This is a genomic window from Amycolatopsis sp. H20-H5, assembly GCF_035828755.1.
Lineage (GTDB): Bacteria > Actinomycetota > Actinomycetes > Mycobacteriales > Pseudonocardiaceae > Amycolatopsis.
The window spans coordinates 1-23948 of record NZ_JAYMZS010000041.1 but is presented as its reverse complement, the minus strand read 5'-3'; the positions used below and the strand labels follow the sequence as shown (position 1 = coordinate 23948).

23 protein-coding genes are annotated in these 23948 nt (G+C 69.4%); 14 read left to right on the top strand and 9 right to left on the bottom strand.

Translation table 11 applies throughout. The features are described from left to right. Positions 1-191: 191 nt before the first annotated feature. From QMK34_RS22685 to QMK34_RS22675, 3 genes are read right to left on the bottom strand one after another with little or no spacing between them, the layout of a single operon-like run. On the bottom strand, positions 192-713 hold the full coding sequence (locus tag QMK34_RS22685) for a GtrA family protein (RefSeq protein ID WP_326416228.1): 522 nt from the start codon (positions 711-713) through the stop codon (positions 192-194). Between the two features lie 36 nt (positions 714-749). After that, entirely contained in the window at positions 750-1259 is a 510-nt protein-coding gene (locus tag QMK34_RS22680; RefSeq protein ID WP_326416283.1) for a GtrA family protein, read from the bottom strand. 18 nt (positions 1260-1277) lie between these two features. Then, positions 1278-3527, bottom strand: coding sequence for a sigma-70 family RNA polymerase sigma factor (locus QMK34_RS22675; RefSeq protein ID WP_326416227.1), 2250 nt, complete (start codon positions 3525-3527; stop codon positions 1278-1280). A gap of 272 nt (positions 3528-3799) precedes the next feature. Between QMK34_RS22675 and QMK34_RS22670 the strand changes: the two genes are divergently transcribed. Genes QMK34_RS22670 through purE form a run of 6 tightly spaced genes read left to right on the top strand, consistent with a single transcriptional unit; the run spans position 3800 to position 10067 of the window. Continuing rightward, positions 3800-4672: a GGDEF domain-containing protein gene (locus tag QMK34_RS22670; RefSeq protein ID WP_326416225.1), complete on the top strand. Its 873-nt coding sequence runs from the start codon at positions 3800-3802 to the stop codon at positions 4670-4672. 18 nt (positions 4673-4690) lie between these two features. Then, complete coding sequence (locus tag QMK34_RS22665; RefSeq protein WP_326416224.1) at positions 4691-5758, top strand: DUF2293 domain-containing protein; 1068 nt, start codon at positions 4691-4693, stop codon at positions 5756-5758. A gap of 45 nt (positions 5759-5803) precedes the next feature. Next, positions 5804-7171 (top strand): glycosyltransferase 87 family protein, encoded by a 1368-nt coding sequence (locus QMK34_RS22660; protein ID WP_442785192.1) that lies wholly within the window; start codon positions 5804-5806, stop codon positions 7169-7171. After that, positions 7146-8354, top strand: coding sequence for a glycosyltransferase 87 family protein (locus QMK34_RS22655; RefSeq protein WP_326416223.1), 1209 nt, complete (start codon positions 7146-7148; stop codon positions 8352-8354). The genes QMK34_RS22660 and QMK34_RS22655 overlap by 26 nt, the downstream gene beginning before the upstream one ends. A 13-nt stretch (positions 8355-8367) precedes the next feature. Beyond that, entirely contained in the window at positions 8368-9552 is a 1185-nt protein-coding gene (locus QMK34_RS22650) for a 5-(carboxyamino)imidazole ribonucleotide synthase (RefSeq protein WP_326416222.1), read from the top strand. 14 nt (positions 9553-9566) lie between these two features. Beyond that, the gene (gene purE / locus QMK34_RS22645; RefSeq protein WP_326416221.1) at positions 9567-10067 is read left to right on the top strand and encodes a 5-(carboxyamino)imidazole ribonucleotide mutase; all 501 of its coding nucleotides are present in this window, start codon (positions 9567-9569) and stop codon (positions 10065-10067) included. Positions 10068-10149: 82 nt separating this feature from the next. Here purE and QMK34_RS22640 read toward each other — a convergent pair whose 3' ends face one another. Beyond that, positions 10150-11826, bottom strand: coding sequence for a class I adenylate-forming enzyme family protein (locus QMK34_RS22640; RefSeq protein WP_326416220.1), 1677 nt, complete (start codon positions 11824-11826; stop codon positions 10150-10152). Positions 11827-11921: 95 nt separating this feature from the next. On the opposite strand from QMK34_RS22640, the gene QMK34_RS22635 reads away from it, so the two are divergent. Next, a complete protein-coding gene (locus tag QMK34_RS22635; RefSeq protein ID WP_326416219.1) occupies positions 11922-13094 on the top strand; it encodes an acyl-CoA dehydrogenase family protein in 1173 nt (390 codons plus the stop codon). A 38-nt stretch (positions 13095-13132) separates the two neighbouring features. Here the strand turns inward: QMK34_RS22635 and QMK34_RS22630 are convergent, their stop codons facing one another. After that, positions 13133-13264, bottom strand: coding sequence for a hypothetical protein (locus QMK34_RS22630; RefSeq protein ID WP_326416218.1), 132 nt, complete (start codon positions 13262-13264; stop codon positions 13133-13135). Positions 13265-13305: 41 nt separating this feature from the next. On the opposite strand from QMK34_RS22630, the gene QMK34_RS22625 reads away from it, so the two are divergent. The 4 genes from QMK34_RS22625 (at position 13306) to QMK34_RS22610 (ending at position 15189) form a co-directional block, all read left to right on the top strand. After that, complete coding sequence (locus QMK34_RS22625; protein ID WP_326416217.1) at positions 13306-13428, top strand: hypothetical protein; 123 nt, start codon at positions 13306-13308, stop codon at positions 13426-13428. A gap of 47 nt (positions 13429-13475) precedes the next feature. Then, entirely contained in the window at positions 13476-13904 is a 429-nt protein-coding gene (locus QMK34_RS22620) for a hypothetical protein (RefSeq protein ID WP_326416216.1), read from the top strand. A 52-nt stretch (positions 13905-13956) separates the two neighbouring features. Continuing rightward, on the top strand, positions 13957-14289 hold the full coding sequence (locus QMK34_RS22615; RefSeq protein ID WP_326416215.1) for a TraR/DksA family transcriptional regulator: 333 nt from the start codon (positions 13957-13959) through the stop codon (positions 14287-14289). An 84-nt stretch (positions 14290-14373) separates the two neighbouring features. Continuing rightward, the gene (locus tag QMK34_RS22610; RefSeq protein ID WP_326416214.1) at positions 14374-15189 is read left to right on the top strand and encodes a DUF1206 domain-containing protein; all 816 of its coding nucleotides are present in this window, start codon (positions 14374-14376) and stop codon (positions 15187-15189) included. An 87-nt stretch (positions 15190-15276) separates the two neighbouring features. Here the strand turns inward: QMK34_RS22610 and QMK34_RS22605 are convergent, their stop codons facing one another. Beyond that, a complete protein-coding gene (locus QMK34_RS22605; protein WP_326416213.1) occupies positions 15277-17403 on the bottom strand; it encodes a TerD family protein in 2127 nt (708 codons plus the stop codon). Between the two features lie 193 nt (positions 17404-17596). Between QMK34_RS22605 and QMK34_RS22600 the strand changes: the two genes are divergently transcribed. After that, positions 17597-18025, top strand: a complete 429-nt coding sequence (locus QMK34_RS22600) for a DoxX family protein (RefSeq protein WP_326416281.1) — start codon at positions 17597-17599, stop codon at positions 18023-18025. 60 nt (positions 18026-18085) lie between these two features. Here QMK34_RS22600 and QMK34_RS22595 read toward each other — a convergent pair whose 3' ends face one another. From QMK34_RS22595 to QMK34_RS22585, 3 genes are all read right to left on the bottom strand, one after another. Next, positions 18086-18790 carry a TIGR03089 family protein gene (locus QMK34_RS22595; protein WP_326416212.1) on the bottom strand — a complete coding sequence of 235 codons (705 nt, stop codon included), beginning with the start codon at positions 18788-18790 and terminating at the stop codon, positions 18086-18088. A 9-nt stretch (positions 18791-18799) separates the two neighbouring features. After that, positions 18800-20176, bottom strand: coding sequence for an LCP family protein (locus tag QMK34_RS22590; protein ID WP_442785191.1), 1377 nt, complete (start codon positions 20174-20176; stop codon positions 18800-18802). 78 nt (positions 20177-20254) lie between these two features. Continuing rightward, on the bottom strand, positions 20255-21832 hold the full coding sequence (locus tag QMK34_RS22585) for an LCP family protein (RefSeq protein WP_326416211.1): 1578 nt from the start codon (positions 21830-21832) through the stop codon (positions 20255-20257). Positions 21833-21997: 165 nt separating this feature from the next. On the opposite strand from QMK34_RS22585, the gene rfbB reads away from it, so the two are divergent. Further along, a complete protein-coding gene (gene rfbB / locus QMK34_RS22580) occupies positions 21998-22990 on the top strand; it encodes a dTDP-glucose 4,6-dehydratase (RefSeq protein ID WP_326416279.1) in 993 nt (330 codons plus the stop codon). A gap of 8 nt (positions 22991-22998) precedes the next feature. Then, a complete protein-coding gene (gene rfbD / locus QMK34_RS22575) occupies positions 22999-23880 on the top strand; it encodes a dTDP-4-dehydrorhamnose reductase (RefSeq protein WP_326416210.1) in 882 nt (293 codons plus the stop codon). Positions 23881-23948 lie beyond the last annotated feature (68 nt).

Below are 23948 nucleotides of genomic sequence, written 5' to 3'. Positions count from 1 at the left end.
CCGCACAACCGGTCGAACCCGGCTGGCGTCACCAGTGAAGTAACGACACGCGGTGCCGCGCGTCTTCGATGAGCATAGACAACAACATGTCCAAAGACAAGTACTTACCCTCGGTGCTCGCAAGTCCCTGAAGGCCACCTTCACAGCGTTTTACGCCGTGAAGGTGGCCTTCAGGGACAGTCGAACAGGGGTTAGGGGGTGAGTTCGTCCTCGTCGCGGCGGCGCTTGCCGAGGTCGTCCGGGAAGACCCACTTCTTGAACGCCCAGAACTTGAAGAACGTGGCCAGCAGCATGCCGATGATCGACCCGCTCGCGAAGTCCGCGACCTCCTGCACCAGCCGCGTCACGTACGGGACTTCGAGGTGGAACGCGTACCGCGACGCGTAGAGCGGGATCAGGTTGATCACCACGGAGATGCCGCTGGCGACGAAGAACAGCGCGGCCTCGTGATGCCGCTCGCGGCCGCCGCGGGTCCGGAAGGACCATTCGCGGTTGAGGATGTACGAAACGATGGTCGCGACGATGATCGCGATCGCCTTCGCGGTGGTCGGCTTCGACTCCAGCACGCTCAGCTTCAGGAAGTACCAGACGCCGTTGTCGACGATGAACGTCGTGCCGCCCACGATCGCGAACTTCAGCAACTCACGGTGCTTGATCAGCACCGAGCGCAGTGGCTCGGGGGTCCGGGAGAGCACGGTTTCGGCAACGGTCACCCCCGCAGTCTTCCAGAGCTGACCGGCGGCGGGGCTTCAGGCGGCCTTGTCGCCGCGTATGTCCGAATCGGCGCGACCGCCGCCGCGCAGTACCTTCGGCCGGGCGTCTTCCTGCGGGAACACCCATTTCTTGAACGACCACCAGCGAAACAGCGTGCCGAGCACGGTCCCGATGAGCGGCCCGCTGACGAAGTCCGCGAGCTCCTGCGCGAACAGCGTCACCTCCGGCACCTGCAGGTGCAGCGCGTACCGCGAGAGGAACTGCGGCAGCGCGTTGAGGCCGATCGCGAACCCGCTCAGCAGGAAGAACAGCGCGGCCTCGTGATGGCGTTCCCGGCCGCCGCGGGTCTGGAACGACCACTCACGGTTGGCGACGTAGGAGAAGATCGTCGCGACCATCGTCCCGATCAGCAGGGCCGTCACCGGATGGGCGTTCAGCACGGTGAACTTCAGCCCGTAGGTGATGGTCATGGTGATCGTGAAGCTGATCCCCCCGACCACCGCGAACCGGACCAGCTCGCGGTGCTTGACCAGCAACGATCCCAGGTAGCGCACCCTGGGAAGCTACTCGGTCAGCCAGCCGAACCAGCCCCGGGGTGTGACCGACGGCGGCTGCTTGCCCGGAGTGGTCCCTTTGCCAGGACCCGGCGGGGGTGGCGCGCTCGTGGTCGTCACCGGCTGCTTGCCCTGGGTCTCCGGCGGGTCGTCCGGCTCGGAAGCGGGCGGTGCGGTGGTGGTCTTCGACGAGGACTTCTTGGGCGGGGTGGTGCTCTTGCCGGTGCTGGTGGCCGGATCCGACGTCGTCGGCGTCGTCGGCGTGGGCACCAGCGACTGGTGCTCCCGGCACGACCACAGCCAGCAGCCGAAGTAGACGTCCAGCGGGCCCGCGCTCGCCGTGCCGAGCTTCGCGGCGACACTCACCGGGCCGTCCCCGGCCGGGCGGCCCTTCAGGCGCACCCACAGGTTGACGTGGTTGCCCGGCGCGACCGAGCCGCGCGTCGTGCAGGTCGCGCCCTCGGCCGTCGGGCGGCAGGGGAACCCGGTCAGGGACCAGGACTGCCACAACGGGTGGTCGAAGGTGACCGAGACCGGCTTCGTGGTCTTGCCGGTGTTGCTCACCCGGACGTAGACCAGCGGGTTGTGCGTCCACGGGAACGAGGACAGGCCGTCGGTCTCGGCTTGGAGCACCACGGCGTCCGGCGGCGGCTTGACGGTGACCTTCACCGACACCGAGACGTTGACCTTGACGCCCGCGGTCACCGAACCCGTGACGGTGCTGCCCGGCTGGGCCGTGTCGTCGGCCTGGAGCAGGAAGTTGAGCACCGCGCTCTGGCCCGGCTGCAGGCCACTGCCCGTCTTGCAGGTCACCGTGCCCTCGCCGCCGGGGCAGTTCACGGCCATCGGCGGCGCGCCCTGCTCGAGCCGCGCGCCTTCCAGAGTGCCGCCGCCTCCGGCGGGCACCGCTGTCACGCCGGGAGGCAGTTTGAGGGCCGCGACGACCGGCTCGGACACGGTGCCGCCGTCGTTGCGCACGGTGAGCGGCAGTTTGGCGGGCGCCGAGCCGGGTTGCAGCTCGATCCCGTTCGTCGGCGCTGTCGCCGTCACCTTCGGCGGCGCCGAGACGTCGGGAGGCGGCGGGGCCGGAGTCACGGGCGTCGTGGGCGGCGGGGCCGGGGTCACCGGCGGGACGACCGGCGGCGCCGCCGGGGAAGCCGGTGGCGGGACGACCGGCGGCGGGACGACCGGCTGCGGCTGGACCACCGGCGGCGGCACGACCGGCGGTGGCACGGGCTTGACCGGCTGGACGACGGCGGGCGGCGGCGCGGCGGCCGCCGGGATGTCCTGGGAGCCGCCCCCCGCGGCCAGCGCGACGGCGATGGCCGCGGCGATGGCGACGCCGGACGCGGCGACCCCGGCGAACTGGCGCGGCCCGGCCGCGGCGGCACCGGCCGCGCCGGACGAGCTCGCGGCCGCGACGGCCACGGTGGCGGCGCTCGCCTTGGCGGCGCCCGCCGTCGCGAGGTAGCCGAGAGCCGCGCCACCCAGCACGATCGGCGCGATGATCCCGCGCAGCCCGCCGTTGATGTCGGCCAGTTCGGCCGCCAGCGACCGGCAGTTCTCGCACTCGTCGAGGTGGTTCTCCACCTGCGAGCGCTCACGCTTGGACAGCCCGTCGCGGGTCCAGGCGCCGAGCCGATCGGCGGCCGCGCGGCAGTTTTCGGTGTTGTTTTCCTGAAGGTGGACCTGCAGGTACGCCTGTCGCAGGCCCTCGCGGGCGCGGTAGGCGAGGGCGGACACGCCGTTGGCGGTCAGACCCAGCAGCGGGGCGACCTCGGCGGGGCTCTGCTGCTCGATCTCGGTGTGCCAGAGCACGGCCTGCCAGCGCTCGGGCAGCCGGGAGAAGGCCTTCGCGGCCATGGTGCGTTCGAGCCCGGCGACCGCTGTGTCGGCGAAGGGGACTGTCAGCGCTTCGCCGACCGCACCGCCCGCGTCGGTCATGTCCTCGTTGAGGTCGACGCGCTTGTCTTTGCGCGTCTTGTCGTACGCGGTGTGTCGCAGCGCGGTGAGCAGGTACGCGCGGAAGGCGGCGTCCGGGCCCTTGCCCGCGCGCAGGGTGTCGAGCACCTTCGAGAAGGCCTCGGAAACCAGGTCGTCCGCTTCGGAACTGGACCGGGCGAGCTGGCGGGCGAGGTTGTGCGCCGCGCCGCTGTGCCGCTCGTACAAGGTGCCGTAGGCGGCGATCGTCCCGCCGCGGACCTGCGCGATCAGCTCGGCGTCGCTCTTACCGCTGAGATCGGCGGGAACGGTGGACACGGGTCTCCTTCGGCGACGGCGGACGCGGCAGGACCAGCCACTACCTACTGGACCCGACGCAGCGCCCAGTGTGACGGACGTGGCGATGTACGTCACGTTGTGGGTGGTCCCTAGACACCGACGGCGCAACAAGTTCACCCGGCTCTGCGACGGAGCGCTTCAGAAGAGGTCCGAACAAACCCCCCGAACGCCGTCACGACCGACGCCGTGGCGCGTCCACACCGTGAAGCGATCGCAAGATCGACAAGGCCGGACGAAAGGGGCGGTGGCCAGTGGATGTTCCGGCGACCGGCGCACTGCCCGGACAGGAGGACGGGCAACCCGACCGGCACCGGTTCGATCGCGACCGGTCCCTTCGCGCGCTGCGGGCTCGTTGGCGGACGGCCAGTTTGGCCTCCGGCTGGCGTTTCCCCAGCGACTGGGCCCTGCCCGAGGTCGACGCCGTGTGCGCCGCGGTGGTCAAGGGCAACCGGATCGTCGCCGCCGACATCGCCGACATCGCGCTCGCCGGGCTGGGCCGGGCCAGGGCGGCCGCCGGTGCGGGACTGGCCGAGACCCTGGCCGACCTCGCCGCGCTGCACGCCGTGCTCGCCGACCCCGGGGCCATCGACGGATTCGTTACCCCGGACGTGGACTCCACCCCGGCCCGGTTACTCCGGGTCACCGCGTTGGCCTGGGCCGACGTCGCCACCGACCAGCTCACCAACACCGAGGTCACCGAACCGCTCACCGGCCTGCCGACCTCGGCCTACCTGCGGACCCGGCTGGCCGAGATCTACCGGCAGTCGGCCCGTGACGAGCGGCCGGTGGCCGACGACCACGTGCTGTTCGTGGTGGCCATGGATTTCAGCGAGGTCGCGGGCTGGCCCCGGCTGACCGGCATGATCCTGGTCGCCGACGCGCTGCGGTCGGTCTTCGACGGCGGCGAGAGCGTCGCCTCGCTCGGGCCCTCGACAGCCGGTGCGCTCGTGCCGAAGAACGCCGGGCTCGCTTCGCAGGGCGTCGCGCTACGCCGGGCCCTGAACGACAGGCTTTCCGTCGACGCCCAGCTGCGCGAGGTCGAGCAGCCCCGCATCTCCGCCGTCCGCCTCCCGGCGACGCACGACCTCGCCTGCGACCTGCTGCGCACCCTGGGCCGGGGCTGATCCGTAAACTCCCGGCCCGTGGAGAGCAGGAACGAGCAGCGGCCCAAGCTTCGGCGCAAGGTGATCGAGGCGGCCGAAGCCGCTCTCGCCCAACGGAAGTACGTCGTCCCGCTCGAGGTCCTGACCCGGCTGCGCTGGGTGCCCGCGCCGTCCGTCGAACGCTGGCGCACCGGCCGGACCCCGCATCTCGAAGGCGTCCAGGTCGACGAGGCCAAGCTCCGATCCGCGCTCTCGTACCTCCGGCAGTGGGCACACGATCAGGGCCTCCAAGCGAGTGAAGCGCCATACGTCGCCGCGACGCGCGACAGGCGTCAGCTCAGGTTCACCGCCCGGGGTGACGACGCCTTCGAACTCGCCTTCCGCACGCACTGGGTGTCGCCGGGGCTGTCCGAGAAGAAGCGCGAGCAGATCGAGGCCAAGCAGAGCAAGGCGCCCGACCTCGTGGTCGTCGCCGCGCAGAAGGCCTGGATCTGCGACGGCTGCGACGTGCGGGGCAAGGAGGGCGAGTACCAGCTCGTGGAGGATCTCCCGTTGTGCCTGGCCTGCGCGGACTTCGACCATCTGGTGTTCCTGCCGGCGGGCAACGCGGCGATGTCGCGCCGCGCGAAGAGCGAGAGCGGGCTCTCCGCGCTGGTGATGGAGTTCAACCGCCGTCGTAAGCGCTACCAGCGGCTCGGCGTCCTGGTGGAGCAGGCCGCGCTGGAGAGCGCCGAACAGAAGTGCCTCGCCGACTCCGACGTCCGGGCGATCCGCCGGGTCCGCGACGCCGAACGCAGGTCCGCGGGCGACGTCGAGTTCCAGGCCGAGCTGGCCGCGGCGATCCTGGCGGCCTTCCCCGGCTGTCCCGCCGAGCGCGCGCAAACGATTGCGGTCCATGCCGGGACCCGGGGCAGCGGTCGTGTCGGGCGGTCCGCGGCCGGGCAGGCGCTCGACGGAAACGCCGTGCGCGCGGCCGTCGTGGCGTCCGTCCGGCACCTCGACACGCCCTACGATGAGCTCCTGATGTCCGGCGTGCCCCGGACGGTGGCCCGTGACCGGATCCGCGAGGGCATCGACCGGGTGCTCGACGGCTGGACCGGCCGGTGAGCACCCTCCCACCCGAGGATGCGCCGTTCATGATTTCCTGATGGGGTGACCCGGACTGTGCCCACTGCCGCTGACAGGCCCGCTCCTGCCGACAGACCTGCTTCGGCGGGCTCCGCCCAGCCCCGTCTTTTCCTGCGGAAGTCGCTCGCGCGCTTGTCCGTCCGCCCACGCTCGATCCTGATCCTCTCGGTGATCCCGCTCGTCGCGATCGGGTTCGGCATCTGGGGCTGGCAGCACGAGTGGGTCCTCGGCGTCGACAGCGCGGTGTACCGCGCGGGCGCGGTCACCCTGCTCCACGGCGACCCGCTGTACGACTCGAACACGCTGCTCGCCGAGCCGTGGTGGGCGCTGCTGCCCTTCACCTACCCGCCGACGGCCGCCCTGCTGTTCGCTCCGCTGGCGCTCATCCCCACGCAGGTCGGCTGGGGAATCCTGACCGCGCTCTCGCTGCTCTCGATGGCGCTGGTCATCCGGATCGCGATCGGCGCGCTGCCGAAACCGGCCGACGACGGGCCGCGCTGGTGGGCCTCGCCCGCCCGCTCGACGCTCGCGTTCTTCCTGGTCTTCCTCGGCCTCGAACCGGTCTGGCGGACGATCTTCCTCGGGCAGATCAACCTGCTCCTGATGGCGCTGGTCATGCTCGACATGCTGGTGATCATCTCGCGCGGCAGCCGCTGGGGCGGCGTCCTCGTCGGCATCGCGTCCGCGGTCAAGCTGCTCCCGCTCGTCTTCCTCGGCCACCTGTTCATCACCGGCCGCCGCAAGGAGGCGATCCGCGGGCTCATCGTGTTTTTGGGGCTGCAGGGCCTGATGTTCGCGATCACCCCGCACGACACGTACCGCTACTGGACGTACACGCTGTTCAACACCGGCCGCATCGGGCCGGTGCACTGGGCGGGCAACCAGTCGCTGGCCGGGCTGATGAACCGCGTCACCGACCTCGCGCCCTGGGCGTCGAACGCGGCGATGGCGATCGGTGCCGTGCTGCTCGTCCCGGCGATCTGGCTGGTGCTCAAGTTTCACCGCAAGGGCCAGAACCTGGCCGCGCTGCTGGTCACGGCGTTCTGGATCCTCCTGGTCTCGCCGATCTCGTGGACACACCACTGGGTGTGGGTGGTCCCGCTGGGCGTGCTCCTGGTCTCGCGCCTGCCGCAGACCACGCCCGCGACGGCGTGGAAGCGCTGGCTCGGCACGTTCGTGGTGTTCTTCGTGTTCATCAGCTGCGTCCTGCTGATCCTGCCCAACGGGCGGGACGTCGAGCTGCACTGGAAGGTGTGGCAGAACATCCTCGGCAGCGCGTACATCCTGATGCCGCTGGTCCTCGCGGTGACGCTCGCGCTGAGGTGGGCGTTCCAGCGCAGGCGCGGCAACACCGGGCTCGAGCAGCATGTCGACACCCCGACCAGCGTCTGAACCACGCGCCGGGCTGCTCGCCGCCGGTGCGCTCGCGGTCGTCATGCTCGGCTTCGGCCTGGCCGCCTGGCTCGGTGAGTGGCATCTCGGCGCGGACAGCGTGGTCTACCGCGCGGGGGCGTTGACGCTGCTCAAGGGCGAGCCGCTCTACACCCGTGAAGTCCTGACGACGCTGCCGTCTTGGGTGATGCTGCCGTTCACCTACACCCCGGCGGCCGCCCCGCTGTTCCTCCCGCTCGCCCTGATCCCGGCGGGGCTGACCTGGGGCGTCGTCGGCGCGTTGTCGGTGGTGTCGATCACGGTGGTGATCGCCGTGGTGCTCCGCGCTCGCGCCGTCGTGGTCACCCGGTGGTGGATCCTGCCCGCGGCGACGGCCGCCGCGCTGCTGCTGGAACCGGTCTGGAAGACGATCTTCCTCGGCCAGATCAACCTGATCCTGATGGCCGTGGTCGTGCTCGACGTCCTGGTGCTCTCCGCACGCGGATCGCGCTGGGCCGGGGTGCTGATCGGGCTGGCCGCCGCGATCAAGCTGACCCCGCTGATCTTCGTGCCGCACCTGCTGGTCACCGGCCGGTGGCGCGACGCGCTGCGCGCGCTCGGCACGTTCGCGCTGGTCGAGGCCGTGATGTTCGCGGTCATCCCTGGCGACGCGTGGCGGTTCTGGACCGAGTCGGCCACCGACCCGAGCCGCGTCGGCTCGGTGCACTGGATCTTCAACCAGTCGTTCAACGGCCTGGTCAGCCGGGCTTCGCACCTCGCGCCGTGGTCGCTGGCGGTGGCCGTCGCGCTCGCGGCGGTGCTCGCCGTGCCCGCGGTCTGGCTCGTCTTCCGGCTGTCCCGGCGCGGCGAACCGGTGGCCGCGCTGCTGGTCACGGCGTTCTACGCGCTGTTGCTGTCGCCCGTGTCGTGGTCACACCACTGGGTGTGGTCGCTGCCGCTGATCGTGCTTCTGGTCACCAAGGGCCGCCGGTGGGCCGCGGCCGGCGTCGCGGTGCTGTTCGCCAGTGCCGTCGTGATGCTGGTGCCCAACGGCGGCGACACCGAATTCGGCTGGGGTCTGGGCTTTTCCGTGCTGGGCAACGCCTACGTGGTCGCGGCCGCACTCGGCATCGCCGGGTTCGCCGTGCGGGAGCTCCGGCTCACGCGCAGGTCCGCCAAGGTCGTCGCCGGTCTCGCCCAGTAATCTCAACCGCGTTATGGACAAACGCACAGGTCTTCCCATAGTCGGCATGGTGGGCGGCGGGCAGCTCGCCAGGATGACCCACCAGGCGGCCATCTCCCTCGGCCAATCGCTGCGAGTGCTCGCCGCGGGCGAGAACGAGTCCGCCGGGCTCGTCGCGGGCGAGGTCGTCCACGGCCACCACACCGACCTCGACGCGCTGCGCTCGTTCGCCGCCGGGGTCGACGTGCTCACCTTCGACCACGAACACGTGCCGGGTGAGCACCTGCTGACACTGGTGATGGAGGGCGTCACGGTCCGCCCGGACCCGGCCGCGCTGGGCGTCGCGCAGGACAAGCTGATCATGCGCGAACTGATGGCGGGCCTGGGCGTGCCGGGCCCGGACTTCGCCGAAGTGCTGTCCGTGGACGACGTGGTCGAGTTCGGCGACGCGCGCACCTGGCCTGTCGTGCTGAAGGCCGCCAAGGGCGGCTACGACGGCCGGGGCGTCTGGATGCTCGACACCGGGCAGCAGGCGCGCGAGCTCGTCCCCGAGCTGCTCGCCGCGGGCACCCCGCTGCTGGTCGAGGAGAAGGTGGTCATGCGGCGCGAGCTCGCCGCGCTGATCGCCCGTTCGCCGTTCGGCCAGGGCGCGGCGTGGCCGGTGGTCGAGACCGTGCAGTCCAACGGCATCAACACCGAGGTGCTCGCGCCCGCTCCGGGCCTGAGCGAGGAGCGCGTGCACGAGGCGCAGGACCTCGCGCTGCGCATCGCCGCGCACCTGAACGTCACCGGCCTGCTGGCCGTCGAGCTGTTCGAAACCGACAAGGGCCTGCTGGTCAACGAGCTCGCGATGCGCCCGCACAACTCCGGGCACTGGACGATGGACGGCTCGCGGACCTCGCAGTTCGAGCAGCACCTGCGCGCGGTGCTCGACTACCCGCTCGGCACGACCGACCTGCTCGCCCCCGCCTGCGTGATGGCGAACGTGCTCGGCGCCGACGTCGCCCCGAAGATGGGCACTGACGAGCGCCTGCACCACCTGTTCGCGCGGTATCCCGACGTCCGCGTGCACCTGTACGGCAAGGAAGAGCGCCCCGGCCGCAAACTCGGCCACGTGAACCTGCTCGGCGAAGAGCTGGAAAAGCTCCGCGACCGCGCGGTGCTCGCCGCGCACTGGCTGTCCCACGCCGTCTGGCTGGACGGGTACGAAATCCACTAGCAGGGAGATCGACTATGGCGCCGCAGGTGGGCGTGATCATGGGCAGCGACTCGGACTGGCCGGTGCTGGAAGCGGCCGGGCAGGCCCTCGGCGAGTTCGGCGTCGAGTACGAGGTCGGCGTCTACTCGGCGCACCGCACCCCGCAGCGCATGCTGGACTACGCGACGTCGGCGGTGTCGCGAGGCCTGAAGGTGATCATCGCCGGAGCGGGCGGGGCAGCGCACCTGCCGGGCATGGTCGCGTCGGCGACGGTGTTGCCGGTGATCGGCGTGCCGGTGCCGCTGAAGTATCTGGACGGCCTGGATTCCCTGCTCTCGATCGTCCAGATGCCCGCGGGCGTCCCGGTCGCGACGGTGTCCGTCGGCGGCGCTCGCAACGCGGGCCTGCTCGCCGTGCGTATTCTGGCGGCCTCCGACGAAGGGTTGCGCGTGAAGATGGCGAACTTCCAGACGGACCTCGAACAGCTCGTCCTCGACAAGGACGCGGCCCTGCGCAAGCGCGTCGAACTCCCCTGACACCCGCGCTGTCGGTCCCTGAAGGCCACCATGACGGCGTTAGACGCCGTCATGGTGGCCTTCAGGGACCTCCGAAAGGGGGTTAGTCGGGGAGGGCTGGGAGGTGGAGGCGTAACTCTCGCTTCAAGACCTTTCCGGCGGCTGAGACCGGAATCTGGTCTACGAAGTGCAACTCCCGCAGTCGTTTGTAGGGCAGCACTCGGGCATTGACCGCTTCGAGCAACTCCTCCCGGCTGGGGTTGCTGCCATCCTGCACCACGAATGCCACTGGAAGCTCTCCGACGTCGTCTCGTGGCCGTCCTACCACTGCCGCCATGGCTACTCCGGGAAGTGTTGCCAGTAGCTCCTCCAGTTCGCGGGGGAAGACGTTGTATCCCTTGTAGAGCAGCATGTCCTTCTTGCGGTCTACAATGGACAGATGTCCGTCCTCATCCAGTAGGCCGACGTCCCCGGTGTGCAACCAGCCGTCCACCAGCGCCGCGGCGGTCTCCTCCGGCCGGTTGCGGTAGCCGAGCATCACCTGCGGCCCGCGCAGGCAAACCTCGCCCTGCTCGCCGACGGCCAGCGCCTCCTCCCCGCCTTCGGCCGAGACGATCTTGACCTCGGTGTCGAACAGTGGAATCCCGACCGACCCGACCTTTCGCGTGCCCGATCGCCAGCTGGGGGCGACCACCGCGGCCATGGTGACCTCGGTGAGCCCGTATCCCTCCGCGATGATCACCTCGGGGAACAGCTTGCGCAGCGCCCGGATCATCTCGTGGCTCATCGGCGCCGCGCCGGATCCGATGGTCGTGACCGAGGACAGCTCGGCGGTCTGGAAGGCCGGGACGGAAAGCAGCGCCGCGAAGAGCGCGGGCGCGCCGCCCATGGTCGTCACCCGCAGGCGTTCGGCGTCGGCGATGTACGCGGCGGGGTCGAACCGCTCGTGGAGAATGACGGTCGCGCCTTCGAGCACCGCGCAGTTCAACGCCGCGATGGTGCCCATGGCGTGGAACCACGGCGTCAGGTTGATGACGACGCCGGCGCCGAGCCGTGAGGGCCACTCGGTCTCCTCGCCGAGCTGGTTGAGCGTGAGGTTCCCGTCGGGGTCGAGGGCGGGCACCGAGCCCGTCTTCCAGCAGCTCGACTGCAACGTGTTCACGACGACGTTGCGGTGCGGCAGGCGCACGCCCTTCGACCGGCCGGTGGTGCCGCCGGTGTACGCCAGGTGTGCCAGGTCCTGGTGGACGTCGATGGTGACCTCCGGCGGGGTGTCCGGCTGGTCCGCGTGGAACGCGGCGAACTCCACCTGTCCCGGTTCAAGATCACCCGCCGGGGTGACGACCACGCTCAGCCGCACCGATGTGCGGTCGAGGATCGACGCGAGCACCCCGGCGACCGGCCCGAAGGTGACCACGACGGACGCCTCGCAGTCGGCGAGTTGCGCGGCGAGGTCGTCCGGCGGCAGCAGCGGGTTGGCCGGGCTGAACGTCGCGCCCGCGAGGAGCGTGCCGTAGTAGGCGACCGGGTACGCCAGGCAGTTCGGCAGGTGGATCGCGACGGTCTGGCCGGGGCCGACGCCCACGGCCTTCAGCGCGTTGGCGAAGCGGCAGGCGGACTGGTAGACCTCGGTGAACGTCAGGCTCTGGTCGCCCAGCGCGAACGCGGTGCGCGAGCCGTAGCGGGCGGCAGCGGCGGCCGGGATCGACCCGACCGGCACCTCCGGGTAGGTCAGCGAGCGGGGGAAGCCGGGCGGGGAGGAAAACGGAGTGAGCGGCATCACTTCAACATACGAACAGTGCGGCCAAGGACACAAGGACGCACAATGTGAACGAGCGCTAACATCAGCGAGGATGTTACTAATCGGTACGAGAGGTGACGAAGGTGTCTGAAGGCCCGGGGCTGTACCAGCTTGCCGAAGAGCACGAGGAGCTGCGGGCTGCGGTGCGTGCGCTCTCCGAGAAGGAAATCCTGCCGTACGCCGCTGAGGTGGACGACCAGGAGCGCTACCCGATCGAGGCGTACAACGCGCTGGTCAAGTCCGGTTTCAACGCCGTCCACATCGGCGAAGAGTACGACGGCCAGGGTGCGGACGCGGTCGGCGCCTGCATCGTGATCGAGGAGGTCGCGCGGGTCGACGCGTCGGCTTCGCTGATCCCGGCGGTCAACAAACTCGGCACCCAGCCGATCATCCTGTCGGCGTCGGAGGGCCTGAAGAAGCTCGTCCTCCCGTCGATCGCCTCGGGCGAGGCGTCGGCGTCGTACGCGCTTTCGGAGCGCGAAGCGGGTTCGGACACGGCGTCGATGCGCTGCCGCGCGCGTGAGGACGGCGACACCTGGGTCCTCAACGGCACCAAGTGCTGGATCACCAACGCGGGCGAGTCGAGCTGGTACACCGTCATGGCGGTGACCGACCCGAACGCGGAGAAGAAGGCCAACGGCATCTCGGCCTTCGCCGTGCACAAGGACGACCCCGGCTTCTCGGTCGGCCCGAAGGAGCGCAAGCTCGGCATCAAGGGTTCGCCGACGCGCGAGATCTACTTCGAGAACTGCACGATCCCGGCCGACCGCATCATCGGCGAGCCCGGCACCGGCCTCAAGACGGCCCTGCGCACCCTTGACCACACCCGCCCGACGATCGGCGCCCAGGCTCTCGGCATCGCCCAGGGCGCGCTCGACGCGTCGCTGGCGTACGTCAAGGAGCGCAAGCAGTTCGGCAAGACGATCGCGGAGTTCCAGGGCGTCCAGTTCATGCTGGCCGACATGGGCGTCAAGATCGAAGCAGCCCGCCACCTGGTCTACGCGGCCGCAGCGGCCACCGAGCGCGGCGACAAGCGCGGCAGCTTCATGGCGGCGGCGGCGAAGACGTACGCCTCCGACATGGCGATGTCCGTTACGACGGACGCGGTCCAGCTCTTCGGCGGCGCGGGCTACACCCGCGACTTCCCGGTGGAGCGCATGATGCGCGACGCGAAGATCACCCAGATCTATGAAGGCACGAACCAGATCCAGCGCATGGTGATGGCCCGAGCCCTCCTGAAGGGCTGAGCTTTCTGACTGCCCCTGAAGGCCACCTTCACGGCGTATTACGCCGTGAAGGTGGCCTTCAGGGGCAGTGCTGTCTCCCGGAGCACGAGACCGAGGTCGGCGACGCGGCTGTCGTGCGGACGCTGTTCGGCGGACTCGGGCTTGCCGAGTTCATCTCGTTCGAGAAGCACTGCGAGACTACCGGTTCCGCGAAAGCGGGCGCGAAACCCTGGTGGCGCACGAGGACGCGTCCGCCGCGCTGGAGGTCGTGCGCGCCGTGCTTGCCGGGCTCGGGCTGACCACCGCGGACCTCTGTACCGACTCCTACCTCCGGCGGCTCGCGGCCGTGAGATAGCCCACCGAACCGCGGCGATCATGGACGAGCGGTGTCACTCTCGAAGCATGTACTGGCCCGTTCCGGCGTCCTGGACACCGCACGACGAGGCCGAGCTGATCGCGGGCTGGCGGCTTTGGCTGGAGCTGCGTGATCGGGCTTGGCCCAACGCGGCCTGGGACGGCACGCCCGCCGGCGCCTCCCGGCAGCTCCTCGATCTCGTCGCCGCCTGCGATCAGGTCGAGACCGAGTATCGCGCCGCGGCCGCCGAGCCGCCGGGGGAGATCGTGCGGATGGTGCGGTCGCTGGTGTTCGCCGCGAGCGCTGTCGTCGAGTTGTGGTTCGACGATTTCGAGCCGCTGGAAGACGAACGGGCTGAGCTGCTGCACGCCGATCTGGCCGGGTTCGGTGAGCATGCCGACCGTATCCTGAATCTGCTGGCCGCCAACGGCGGCTGGACCGGGCTCGACCCGGGCCGCCGCCGATCGGCACCCTGAGCGCGAGCGGACGGCTTGTGTGCGAAGAGCGCGGACATGAGGCGGGTGAGTCGTGGAGCGGATCGAGGCGGTGCGGGCCGAGACCGAGCTGCTCGTCGTGTCGTTGCAGCGGCAGGTGGACGGGATTCTGGCGGCGTCGGAGTGGAGCTCCAACGATGACGAGCACGATCCCGAAGGGGTGACCGTCGCGTTCGAGCGGGCGCAGGCGCAGGACCTGCTGAACCGCGCGCGGAACGAGCTCAAGGCGTTGGACGCCGCACGGCAGCGGGTCACCGACGGCACCTACGGGATGTGCGAACGCTGCGGGCGTGACATCGGCGAAGGCAGGCTCGAGGCCTTGCCCGCCGTGACCGTCTGTATCCGCTGTGCGGATCGGCGTCGCTGAAGCGCGGTTGGGCCAGAAGGAGCAGTCATCCGGCAGGGGTCGCTCGTTCGGGTGAGACTCGCCAGTGACAGAGGAGGCGGTCCGATGGCGGACAGTACGGCGTCACAGGTGAAGCACAGCGCGGCGGCACAGGGGGCCGGACGCGTCGGGATGGCGTGTTTCGGTTTTGTGCACCTCGTCCTCGCGTATCTGGCCGTGCGCGTCGCGCTGGGCGGCGGGGGCGGCCAGGCAGCAGACCAGAAGGGCGCGCTCGCGGAGATCGGCTCGACCTCGTTCGGCCAGGTCGTGCTCTGGGGGCTCGCCGCGGGCTTGCTCGCGTTCGGGCTCTGGCAGTTCATGATGGCGGCCATCGGCTACTCGTGGGTGGGCAAGAAAGGCAAGCGGATCCGTAAGCGCATCGGTTCCGGTGCACGGGGTGTCGTGGTCATCGGACTCGGCATCAGTGCCGTGCAGCTGGTCCTAGGCAGCGGATCCTCTTCTGGCGACCAGAAACAGCAGGAGTTCACCGCGAAACTGCTCGCCCAGCCCGCCGGGCAGGTCCTGGTCGCCGTCGCCGCGGCGGCCGTGCTGGGCGTCGCGATCGCGTCCGGGGTCAAGGGTTTCACGAAGGAATTCCTCGAAGACCTCGACACCGGTGAGCTGCCCGCCGGGACACAACGCTGGGTCACGAGGCTGGGAATGGCCGGTTATCTCGCGAAAGGGGCGGTGCTCGCCGTTGTCGCCGTGCTGCTGGCCTTCGCCGCGCTGAGCGCCGACGCACGCCAGGCGGGCGGGCTCGACAAGGCTCTGCGCACCATGGCGGCGCAGCCTTTCGGCGCTGTGCTGCTCGTGGTCGTCGCGCTGGGGCTCGCCGCTTTCGGCGTCTACTGCTTCGCGGCGGCCCGAGCACACAAAACGTGAAAGCCGAGGAGAAGGGGAAAACTAGGTCACCATCGAAGTTAGAAGGAAGCTCTCCCATAGCCTCGGCTTCGCCACGCTAGCAGTGCGTCAAAGCGGGATCAACTCGGTTATCCCCAGCATTCGCGAACCTTCCGGCAGGTTCTCCGGGCGTGACAGCCCGAGGAACGTCACCGGGCCGGTGAACTCCCTGTCCCACCGGTAGAGTGAGGACGTGTTCGCCTTGGCACGCAACAGGTTCACGAGATGCGACACCGGCAGGTAGGCGCGTTCGAGGAGGGCTCTGGTCAGCAGCGCGGTGGCGGTCCGGTTCGTCTCGACGGCGTTGAACCGCGGTGTGCCCGACAGGTAAAGGTGCAGCCACTTCGCGTGCCAGCCGCCGTCGTCGTCGCGCACGAACGCCAGCGGCAGTGCCACCCGCCCCGAGCCGCGCATTTCCGATCGCAGGTGGACCGTGCGCGGGTCGAAGGGCGCGCCGCGCTGTTCCCCGTCCCGGGTCATGAAGCCGAACAGCGACTCCTCGACGTGGTCGAATCCTTCACCGTCGTAGACATTGACCTGAGGCACGAGGTAGCGGGCGGTGACCCGGTTCAGGTCGAGATCGATGAACTCTGTCGCGCCTTCGGGCGCCTCGGTGATGTCACCGGAGTGGACGCCACCGAATCCCTTCAAGCTGGTCCACGAAAGCTGCCCGGCGTCCTTGAACTCGTCGTCGAGAAGCAGCACCGACAGATCGAAGTCGGTTCGCCGCTGTGCCTGCTTCCAGTAGGTGAAGAACCGGAGCGCACTGCCGTGCACCCGTGCCAGCGAACCCCTTGGCATGACACCGAACCCGCTCGCGTCCGCCTTTCCGGACAATGGCACGGCCAGGTCCAGCACACCTGGATCGATCACGAGGTCGTCGAACGCGGGCAGCCGCCTCGCCAGTTCGGCGTCGAGCACCGCGCCCAACTGTTCGATCGCCGAGGGAGCCAGCGGAGGACGTTCGTCGGAAGCCGCCCACGCCCGCTTCTCGCTGTTCACGAAAACCCTTGCGGTGTCGGGGGTCGCGCGGTTGAGCAGGTGTTCGCGCACCGAGCAGAGCACCCGCCCCGAGACGTCACCGGACACAGTGGACACCGTGTCGAGAACCCGGTCGAGTTCGCCGGGCGGGCACGAACGCACCACTCGGTCGAGGCTCCGCATCAGCGTGCCCGGCGCCTTCGCCAGCAGCTCGACGGCGTGGCCGAACTCGCCCGCGGCGAACGCGATCTCCACCCGGCCCGCCAGCGAGCGGACGGTCTTTTCGCCGCGCGCCACCGCGAACACGTCCTGGGCGTGCGGCAGGGCCGGGTATTCGTGCGGGTGCAGCCGCTCGCCGAGGCGCTGCCACGGCCGTGCGTACCGGGCGACGTCGCCGAGCTTCGCCGGGTTCGCCGCGACGACCTGCTCCAGCGCTGCCATCAGCACCCGGCGGACCGGCCGTTTGAACGTCTGGAACCGGGTCACGGTCTGGAGCGTCAGGTCGCCGCCGGACAGCGCGCAGGCGAGCCGGAGCACGTCGGTGACGGTGTCCGCCAGCGGAGCGTGCCCCGCGTCGAGACGGCCCGCGTTGACCACGGCCCGGTTTTCTCGGACGGGGATGCTTTCCGGCTGCTCCGCGTCGACGCAGTAGCGCGCGAGGTGGTCGAGGAGCGTCAGGCCGGTGTCACCCAAGGGGGTGGGGCGGCCCGCCAGCGAGAGGTACAGCTCGTGCGCTTCGTCCGCGAGCGGGCCGCCGAGGTGCACGATCGTGAGCCGGTCCTTGACCGACGGGATCAGCTCGTCGTGCGCGGCCAGCAACTCGGCGTAGGTGTGCTGGTAACGGCCGTACTTCGGCAGCGCGAGCAGGTTGACCAGGCCGGGCGGCAGCTTGCCGCCCGAATCCAGCGCGTCGTGCACGCACTGGACCCAGAAGTCCAGCGTCTCCGGCACGTCGTGGGGGAAGCCGAGGAAGTACGAGTTGTGCTCGACGTGGTCACCCACCAGCTCGCTGACAGCCTCGACCACCAGCTCGGCGCGCGCTGTCGCGACGCCCTGCGCCAGGCCCGAGATGTGCTCCAGCAGCGGCAGGGACGCCTTGAACCCGGCCTTCAGCAGGGTGGCGTCCAGCTGACGGGCGACCGTGCCACTGTCACCGGGCGGCCCGTCGGCCACGGGGACGCGGAGCGTGTGCTGGATGATCAGGTTCTCGAGCATGGGCATGTCCTGCCTGGAAGTGCTGGGAACCACAGCCTTCCAGTCCGGAGCCCGCACCGCGTACCGAATATCGGCCGCGGGTGATTCTGTCGGGTTCCTGTCGATGACCCGCGAGACCTGCCGGACCGGGTGCCGGGTGTCCTACCGTGATCCGAGTCAGTTGAACTTTCACCGATCGGGGAGCCTTCAGATGATGTTCGCTCGCGTCAAGGACGTCGCCCTTCTGCTGGGCAGGATCGGGGTCGCGGTCGTGTTCCTCGCCCACGGCCTGCAAAAATGGGACAACGGGATCACCGGGACCGCGAACTTCTTCGCCCAGACCGGAATCCCGCTGCCGACCGCCGCGGCGATCTTCGCGATGACCGTGGAGATCCTCGGCTCCGTCGCCTTCATCTTCGGCTTCCTGCTGCCACTGGTCGGCATCGGCTACGCCGTCGTGTCCGTCGGCGCGCTGCTCTCGGTGCACGTCGACAACGGCCTCACCGGCCAGGGCGGCTACGAGCTCGTCTTCGTACTGGCGTGCGCCGGACTCGCGCTCGGCTTCAACGGCGGGCGGCTCTCGCTGGACCCCGTGCGCTGGCGCAAGCGGGAGGCTGCCGTGCGCGAGCTTCAGCCCGCCTAGCGAGTGTCATGAAAGGGTCTTTCAGGACAAAAATTGCCCTGAAAGACCCTTTCATGACACTCAGGGGAGGTCGAGGGTGGTGCGCTCGGCCGCGCGCCGGTCGGCCAGCTTGGCTGGGTCGACGTTGCTCACCTGGACCAGGTGGGCGCCCGCGGCGAGGGGGATCAGCAGGCCGTTGAGGATGCCCTCGCGGCCGGACCACTCTACTGTGGACAGTACGCGGTCGCCGGGGGAGATGCCGAGTTTCGCCGCGCGGGAGCGGGCTTCGGCGAGTATTTCGTCCACTGTGGACTCGTTGAGGGCGCGGGTGTCGCCGGGGGCGGGGGAGAGCGGGCTGAACTGGTCGCCGGACAGGCGGGCCTCGGACAGGTAGTCGAGCGCTCCGCCGGGCGGCGGGGTGGACAGGCCGCGGCCCATCGGGTCGAGCGAGACCACGGCCGTCGCGTTCGCCTCGGACGACGTCGCGTCCGGGCCGACGAACGCCACCCGCGCGCCTGCCGGTGCAGTCGTCACGTGCGCGCCGCACCACCAGGCGCCCAGCAGCACGCCGACGGTCTGCCAGTGCGCGGGCAGGGTGACGGCCACGTCGTCGCCGGTCTCGACGTCGAACTCGTCGACCAGCCAGTTGGCGGTCTTCGCCGCCCAGTTGACGGTGGTGGCGACGGACAGTTCGACGCGGCTGCCCAGTGCGTCGTCGTAATGGGTGATCAGCGGCTTGGCGGGCGAAGCCAGCAGGGGCCGCAGCAGCTGTTCGGTGAGGCTCACGCCAAGAGGCTAGTTGACGCAGGCGACGTCGGCCGACGCCGCTTCCGGCACCGGCGCGCCCGCCGCCCCACCGCCGCCCGCCCCACCGCCGCCCGCCGCCCCGCCGCCCGCCGGGTCAGGGCCACGGCCGACCAGCCCGGCCACGTACGTCCGCACGGCGGCCGGGTCGACCTCGCCGATGCTCTGCTGGCCGTCTTCGCTGCGGCCGTTGATGTTCACCACCGGGATGGTCGCGAAGGTCAGGTTGCCGGACGCGATGCCCTGCGCCTGCTGCGCGAAGTCCAGCAGGTCGAGGCCTTCGTCGAGGAAGATCGAGCGGCGGACGGCGTCCATCAGCCCGCTCATCGTCGACGGGCTGGTCAGCGTGCCCGCGGAGAGCACCTGGTGCAGTGCGGAGGACAGGAACGCCTGCTGCCGCACGATCCGGTCGAGGTCGCCGCGCGGCAGGTTCTTGCGCTGCCGGACGAACGACAGCGCCTGCCCGCCCGACACCGTTTGCTCGCCGCGCCGGAAGTTCGCGCCGGAGTCCTTGTCCTCGGTCGAGTGGTTGAGGCAGACCTTGACCCCGCCCAGCGCCTCGGTGAGCAGGTAGAACCCCAGCAGGTTCACCTCGGCGTAGTGGTCGATGCGGACCTGGGTGAAGTCCTGCACGGTCTGGACCAGTGCCTTGCGACCGGCCTGGTCGGAGTCGCGCTCGATCTTCGCCTGGTCGTGCTCGCCCTGTCCACGCTGGTCCGCCGCGAACTTGGCCTTCGCGATGCCGTACGCCGAGTTGATCTTCGACTTGCCGCGGCCCGGCACCTCGACCCAGGCGTCACGGGGAATCGAGACGCCAGAAGGCTTTCCGCCGTTCTTCGGGATGCGCAGGATGATGATCGTGTCGGTGTTGACCCCGGCCTTTTCCTCGGTCCGCAACGCCTTCAGCATGCTGATCGGCAGCGCGTTGCCCTGCGCGTCGGTCCTGGCGTCGCTGCCGACGAGCAGGATGTCCGTCGCGCCGTCGTCCGCGGGCGGTGCGGGTGCGGCGGGGTCGGCGTGCAGCGCGTCGGTGGTGTGGACGTTGTTCTGCAGCCGGTCCTTGGTCACGTAGGCGTAGCCGGTGGTGCTCAGCGCGACGACCGACACCAGGCCGAGCGCGATCCGGCGGGTCAGCCGCCCAGCGCGCCGTCCGCGTGACTCCGGCAGCGACAGGACACCGCTCGACGGCGCGTCCTGCACGGCCTCCTCGACGGCCTCCTCGGACGGGCGGGCGCGGGGATATGGCGTCGGAACCAGCCGCCGAGTTTCGCTACTCTGAGTAGTCGAAGGGCTCTCGTTCACCCTATTGGAGTCGTCGGCCGGTGCTTCCGGTGCCTGCCCGTCCCGCTCGTCCTCGTCGTTGCTCACGCTGGTCACCTCCCCGTACGCCGTTTCGCCCCGCTTAAGGTTAGGGCACCCCTGCCACTGCCACGCTCAGTGCCCGGCCTAGTTCACGCAGGGCACCCCGGCAGCGGTGATCGGGGTCCCTGGTGGGCGCGATCCGGACGGCGACGGCTGGGCCGGGGTGTAACTCGGCGGGGCGCTCGTCGGCACGCTCGTGCTCGTGCCGGTCGGCTTGGTGGCGCTCGGGGCGCCGCCCGGAGCGGCCGCGCCGTGGAAGTCCTTGCCGAGCAGCACCCGTACGTGCCCCTTCGTGACGTCCTTGTCCGGCTCGGTCAGGACCATGGTGCCGAACACCTGCTGGACCAGCGCCAGCTGGGCCGTGTCGCCGGGGGCGTACCGGATGACGGTGGAGTTGCGGGAGCTCAGCCTGGTGTCCCCGGCGAGCTGGAAACCCTTGCCCTGCAACAGGTTCCGCGTCTCCGTGGCGACCGTGGACGAGCCGGAGCCGTCGAACAGTTCGACCGTCACCGCGTTCGCGCCCTCGATGGCCGACGGCGGCGGGCCGGTCGGGGTCGCCGCGACGCCGTCGGAGGTGAGGCGGGCGACCTCGGCCTGGACCTGCGCCGGGTCGACCCGGAGCACGTCGGCGCCGCCGACGTTCGCGTTGCCCAGGGTGGGGATGGTGTGGAACTCGATGTTGCCGCCGGTCAGCCCGCGCATCTGCTCGGCGAACTCCGGCAGGTCCCAGCCCGCGGAGAGCACGACCGACTTCTTCACCGCGGTGACCAGGTCGGCGATCTTGAGCGGGTTGGCCAGCACGTCGCTGGAGAGCACCTTGTTCGCGAGCCCGGAGAGGAACGCCTGCTGCCGCGCGATCCGGTCGAGGTCGCCGTTCTGCAGTTCGTAGCGCTGCCGGACGAACGCCAGCGCCTGCACGCCCTCGATGCTCTGCTTGCCCGCCGGCAGGTCGACCCCGGACTTCTTCTCTTTCACGGCGTTGTTGAGGCAGACCTCGACCCCGCCGATCGACTTCGTGATCTCGTAGAAGCTGGAGAGGTTGACCTCGGCGTACCGGTCGATCATGCCCGGTTTGCCGATGAATTTCTCCAGCGTGGCGATCAGGTTCTTCCGGCCGGCGACCTTGGCCTTCTCGTCGACGTCCTTCAGGTTCGAGTTGCCCTGGCGCTGGAGCGTCTTCGAGGTGTCGTTGTAGGCGTACACGTACGCGCTGTTGAGCTTGTGCTTGCCGAACCCGCCGGTGATCTCGACGAGGGAGTCGCGCGGGAACGAGACGGCGACAGCCTGCTTACCGTTCTGCGGGATGTGGACCAGGATCATCGTGTCGGTCTGGCGCTCGCCGTCGGCCTCCCCGGCGTGGAGCATGTCGAGCACCTCACGCGGCAGCGCGTTGCCCTGCGCGTCCGTCCGGCTGTCCTGGCCGACCAGGAGGATGTCGATGGCGCCGTCGAGCGGCTTCGCGTGGGCTGTCTTGTCCTCGAAGACGTCCGTGGTGGTCAGCCCGGCGGTCGGGTCCCCGATGTATTTCCAGCCGTACCAGGTCAGCGCGAGCACGATCACCGAGAACAGGCTGAGCACGATTTTCACCCCGCGGCGGGCGAACACGTACACCCCACGGTGGTGACGGCGCTCCGGAACGGGCGGCGCGGGCCATTCGGTCACGCCTGTTCCTCCCCGTTCCTGTCCCCAGTGCGCATCAGTGCCTTCGGCATGACTCTACCGATCCTGTGGTTAGACGCCCGTAGGCTGGTCGGAGGTTGCCGTGGACGTGAAACACTGGCGCGGATCACTCGACGGTGGTCACAGGTTGTGAAGGACGGTAGCGGAATGCGGGTGCTGGTCACCGGAGGCGCTGGATTCATCGGGTCGCACTATGTGCGCCAGGTGCTGGCAGGCGCGTATCCCACCTTGGCCGAGGCCGAGGTGGTCGTGCTGGACAAACTGACCTACGCCGGGAACGAGGCCAACCTGGCGCCCGTCGCGGACAGCCCGCGGCTGCGGTTCGTCCGGGGTGACATCTGCGATCCCGCCCAGGTCACGGCCGTGATGCGCGGGGTCGACCTGGTCGTGCACTTCGCCGCCGAGTCGCATGTGGACCGTTCGATCCTCGGTTCGGCCGACTTCGTGCTGACCAATGTGCTCGGCACCCAGACTTTGCTGCAGGCGGCGCTCGAGGCCGGTGTCGGCCGGTTCGTGCACGTGTCCACCGACGAGGTCTACGGCTCCATCGACGAGGGGTCCTGGACCGAGGAACACCTGCTCGAGCCCAACTCGCCCTATTCGGCGTCCAAGGCGTCGTCGGATCTGCTGGCCCGGTCGTACCACCGGACGCATGGCTTGCACGTTTGTGTCACCCGGTGCTCCAACAACTACGGTCCGTACCAGTTCCCCGAAAAGGTCGTCCCCCTTTTCGTGACGAACCTGCTCGACGGGCTGAACGTCCCGCTTTACGGCGACGGCCTGAACGTGCGTGACTGGCTGCATGTGGACGACCACTGCCGCGGCATCCAGTTGGTCGCGGACGGTGGCAGGCCGGGCGAGATCTACAACATCGGCGGCGGCACGGAGCTGACCAACCAGGAGCTCACCGAGCGCCTCCTCACGGCTTTGGACGCGGGCTGGGACCGGGTGGAGCCGGTGGCCGACCGCAAGGGTCACGACAGGCGCTATTCGGTCGACATCACCAAGATCGCCACCGAACTGGGTTACGCCCCCCAGATCTCCTTCGAGGACGGCCTTGCCGAAACGGTCCGCTGGTACGCCACGAACCGCGAGTGGTGGGAGCGTCTGCGCAGCCGCGCCGCTCTCGGCGGAAAGTGACGGAACAAGTGCGCCTCAGCCTGCTGGTACCGGGAGGATCCGGCCAACTGGGCCAGGACCTGGCAGCCCTGGCCAACGACAACGTAGACGTACTCGCCCCCTCCTCCGGCGAACTGAACGTGACCAGCGCAGGCGAGGTGGTAGCCGCAGTCACGGCATTGGCCACCCGCGCAAAAGCAACGGGCGCAAAACCCGTAGTCATCAACGCGGCCGCCTACACAGCGGTGGACGCAGCCGAAACGGACGAGAACAAAGCCTTCGCGGTAAACGCCGACGGTCCCCGAGTACTGGCAGCGGTCTGTTCCTCCCGCAACATCCCCCTGGTGCACATCTCAACCGACTACGTCTTCCCTGGCAACGCCACAAGCCCCTACGAACCCACAGACCCCCTGGGTCCCCAAAGCGCATACGGCCGCACAAAGGCAGCAGGCGAAGACGCGGTCCTCAGCTCAGGAGCCCGAGCCTGGATAGTCCGAACCAGCTGGGTCTACGGCAAAACGGGCACAAACTTCGTAAAAACGATAACCCGCCTGGAAAAAGAGCGAGAAACCCTCTCCGTGGTAAGCGACCAACACGGCTCCCCAACCTGGTCAGCAGACCTGGCAAAGGCCCTACTGGAACTGGCCACCAGAATAGCGACCGGCAAAGCCCCGTCCCACCAAGTACTCCACTGCACCGGAGCGGGCGCCACAACCTGGTTCGCCTTCGCCCAAGCAATCTTCACAGAGCTGGGCGCAGACCCAACCCGAGTAACCCCCTGCACAACAGCAGACTTCCCCCGCCCAGCCCCAAGACCCCCCTACGCAGTCCTATCCAACAAATCCTGGCAAAAAGCATCCCTAACCCCCCTCCCCCCCTGGCAAAAAGCCCTAAAAACCTACTTCAAATAACCCCAACCCCACCTCCACAAACTCCACCCCCACAAACCCCACCTCCACAAACCCCACCTCCACAAACC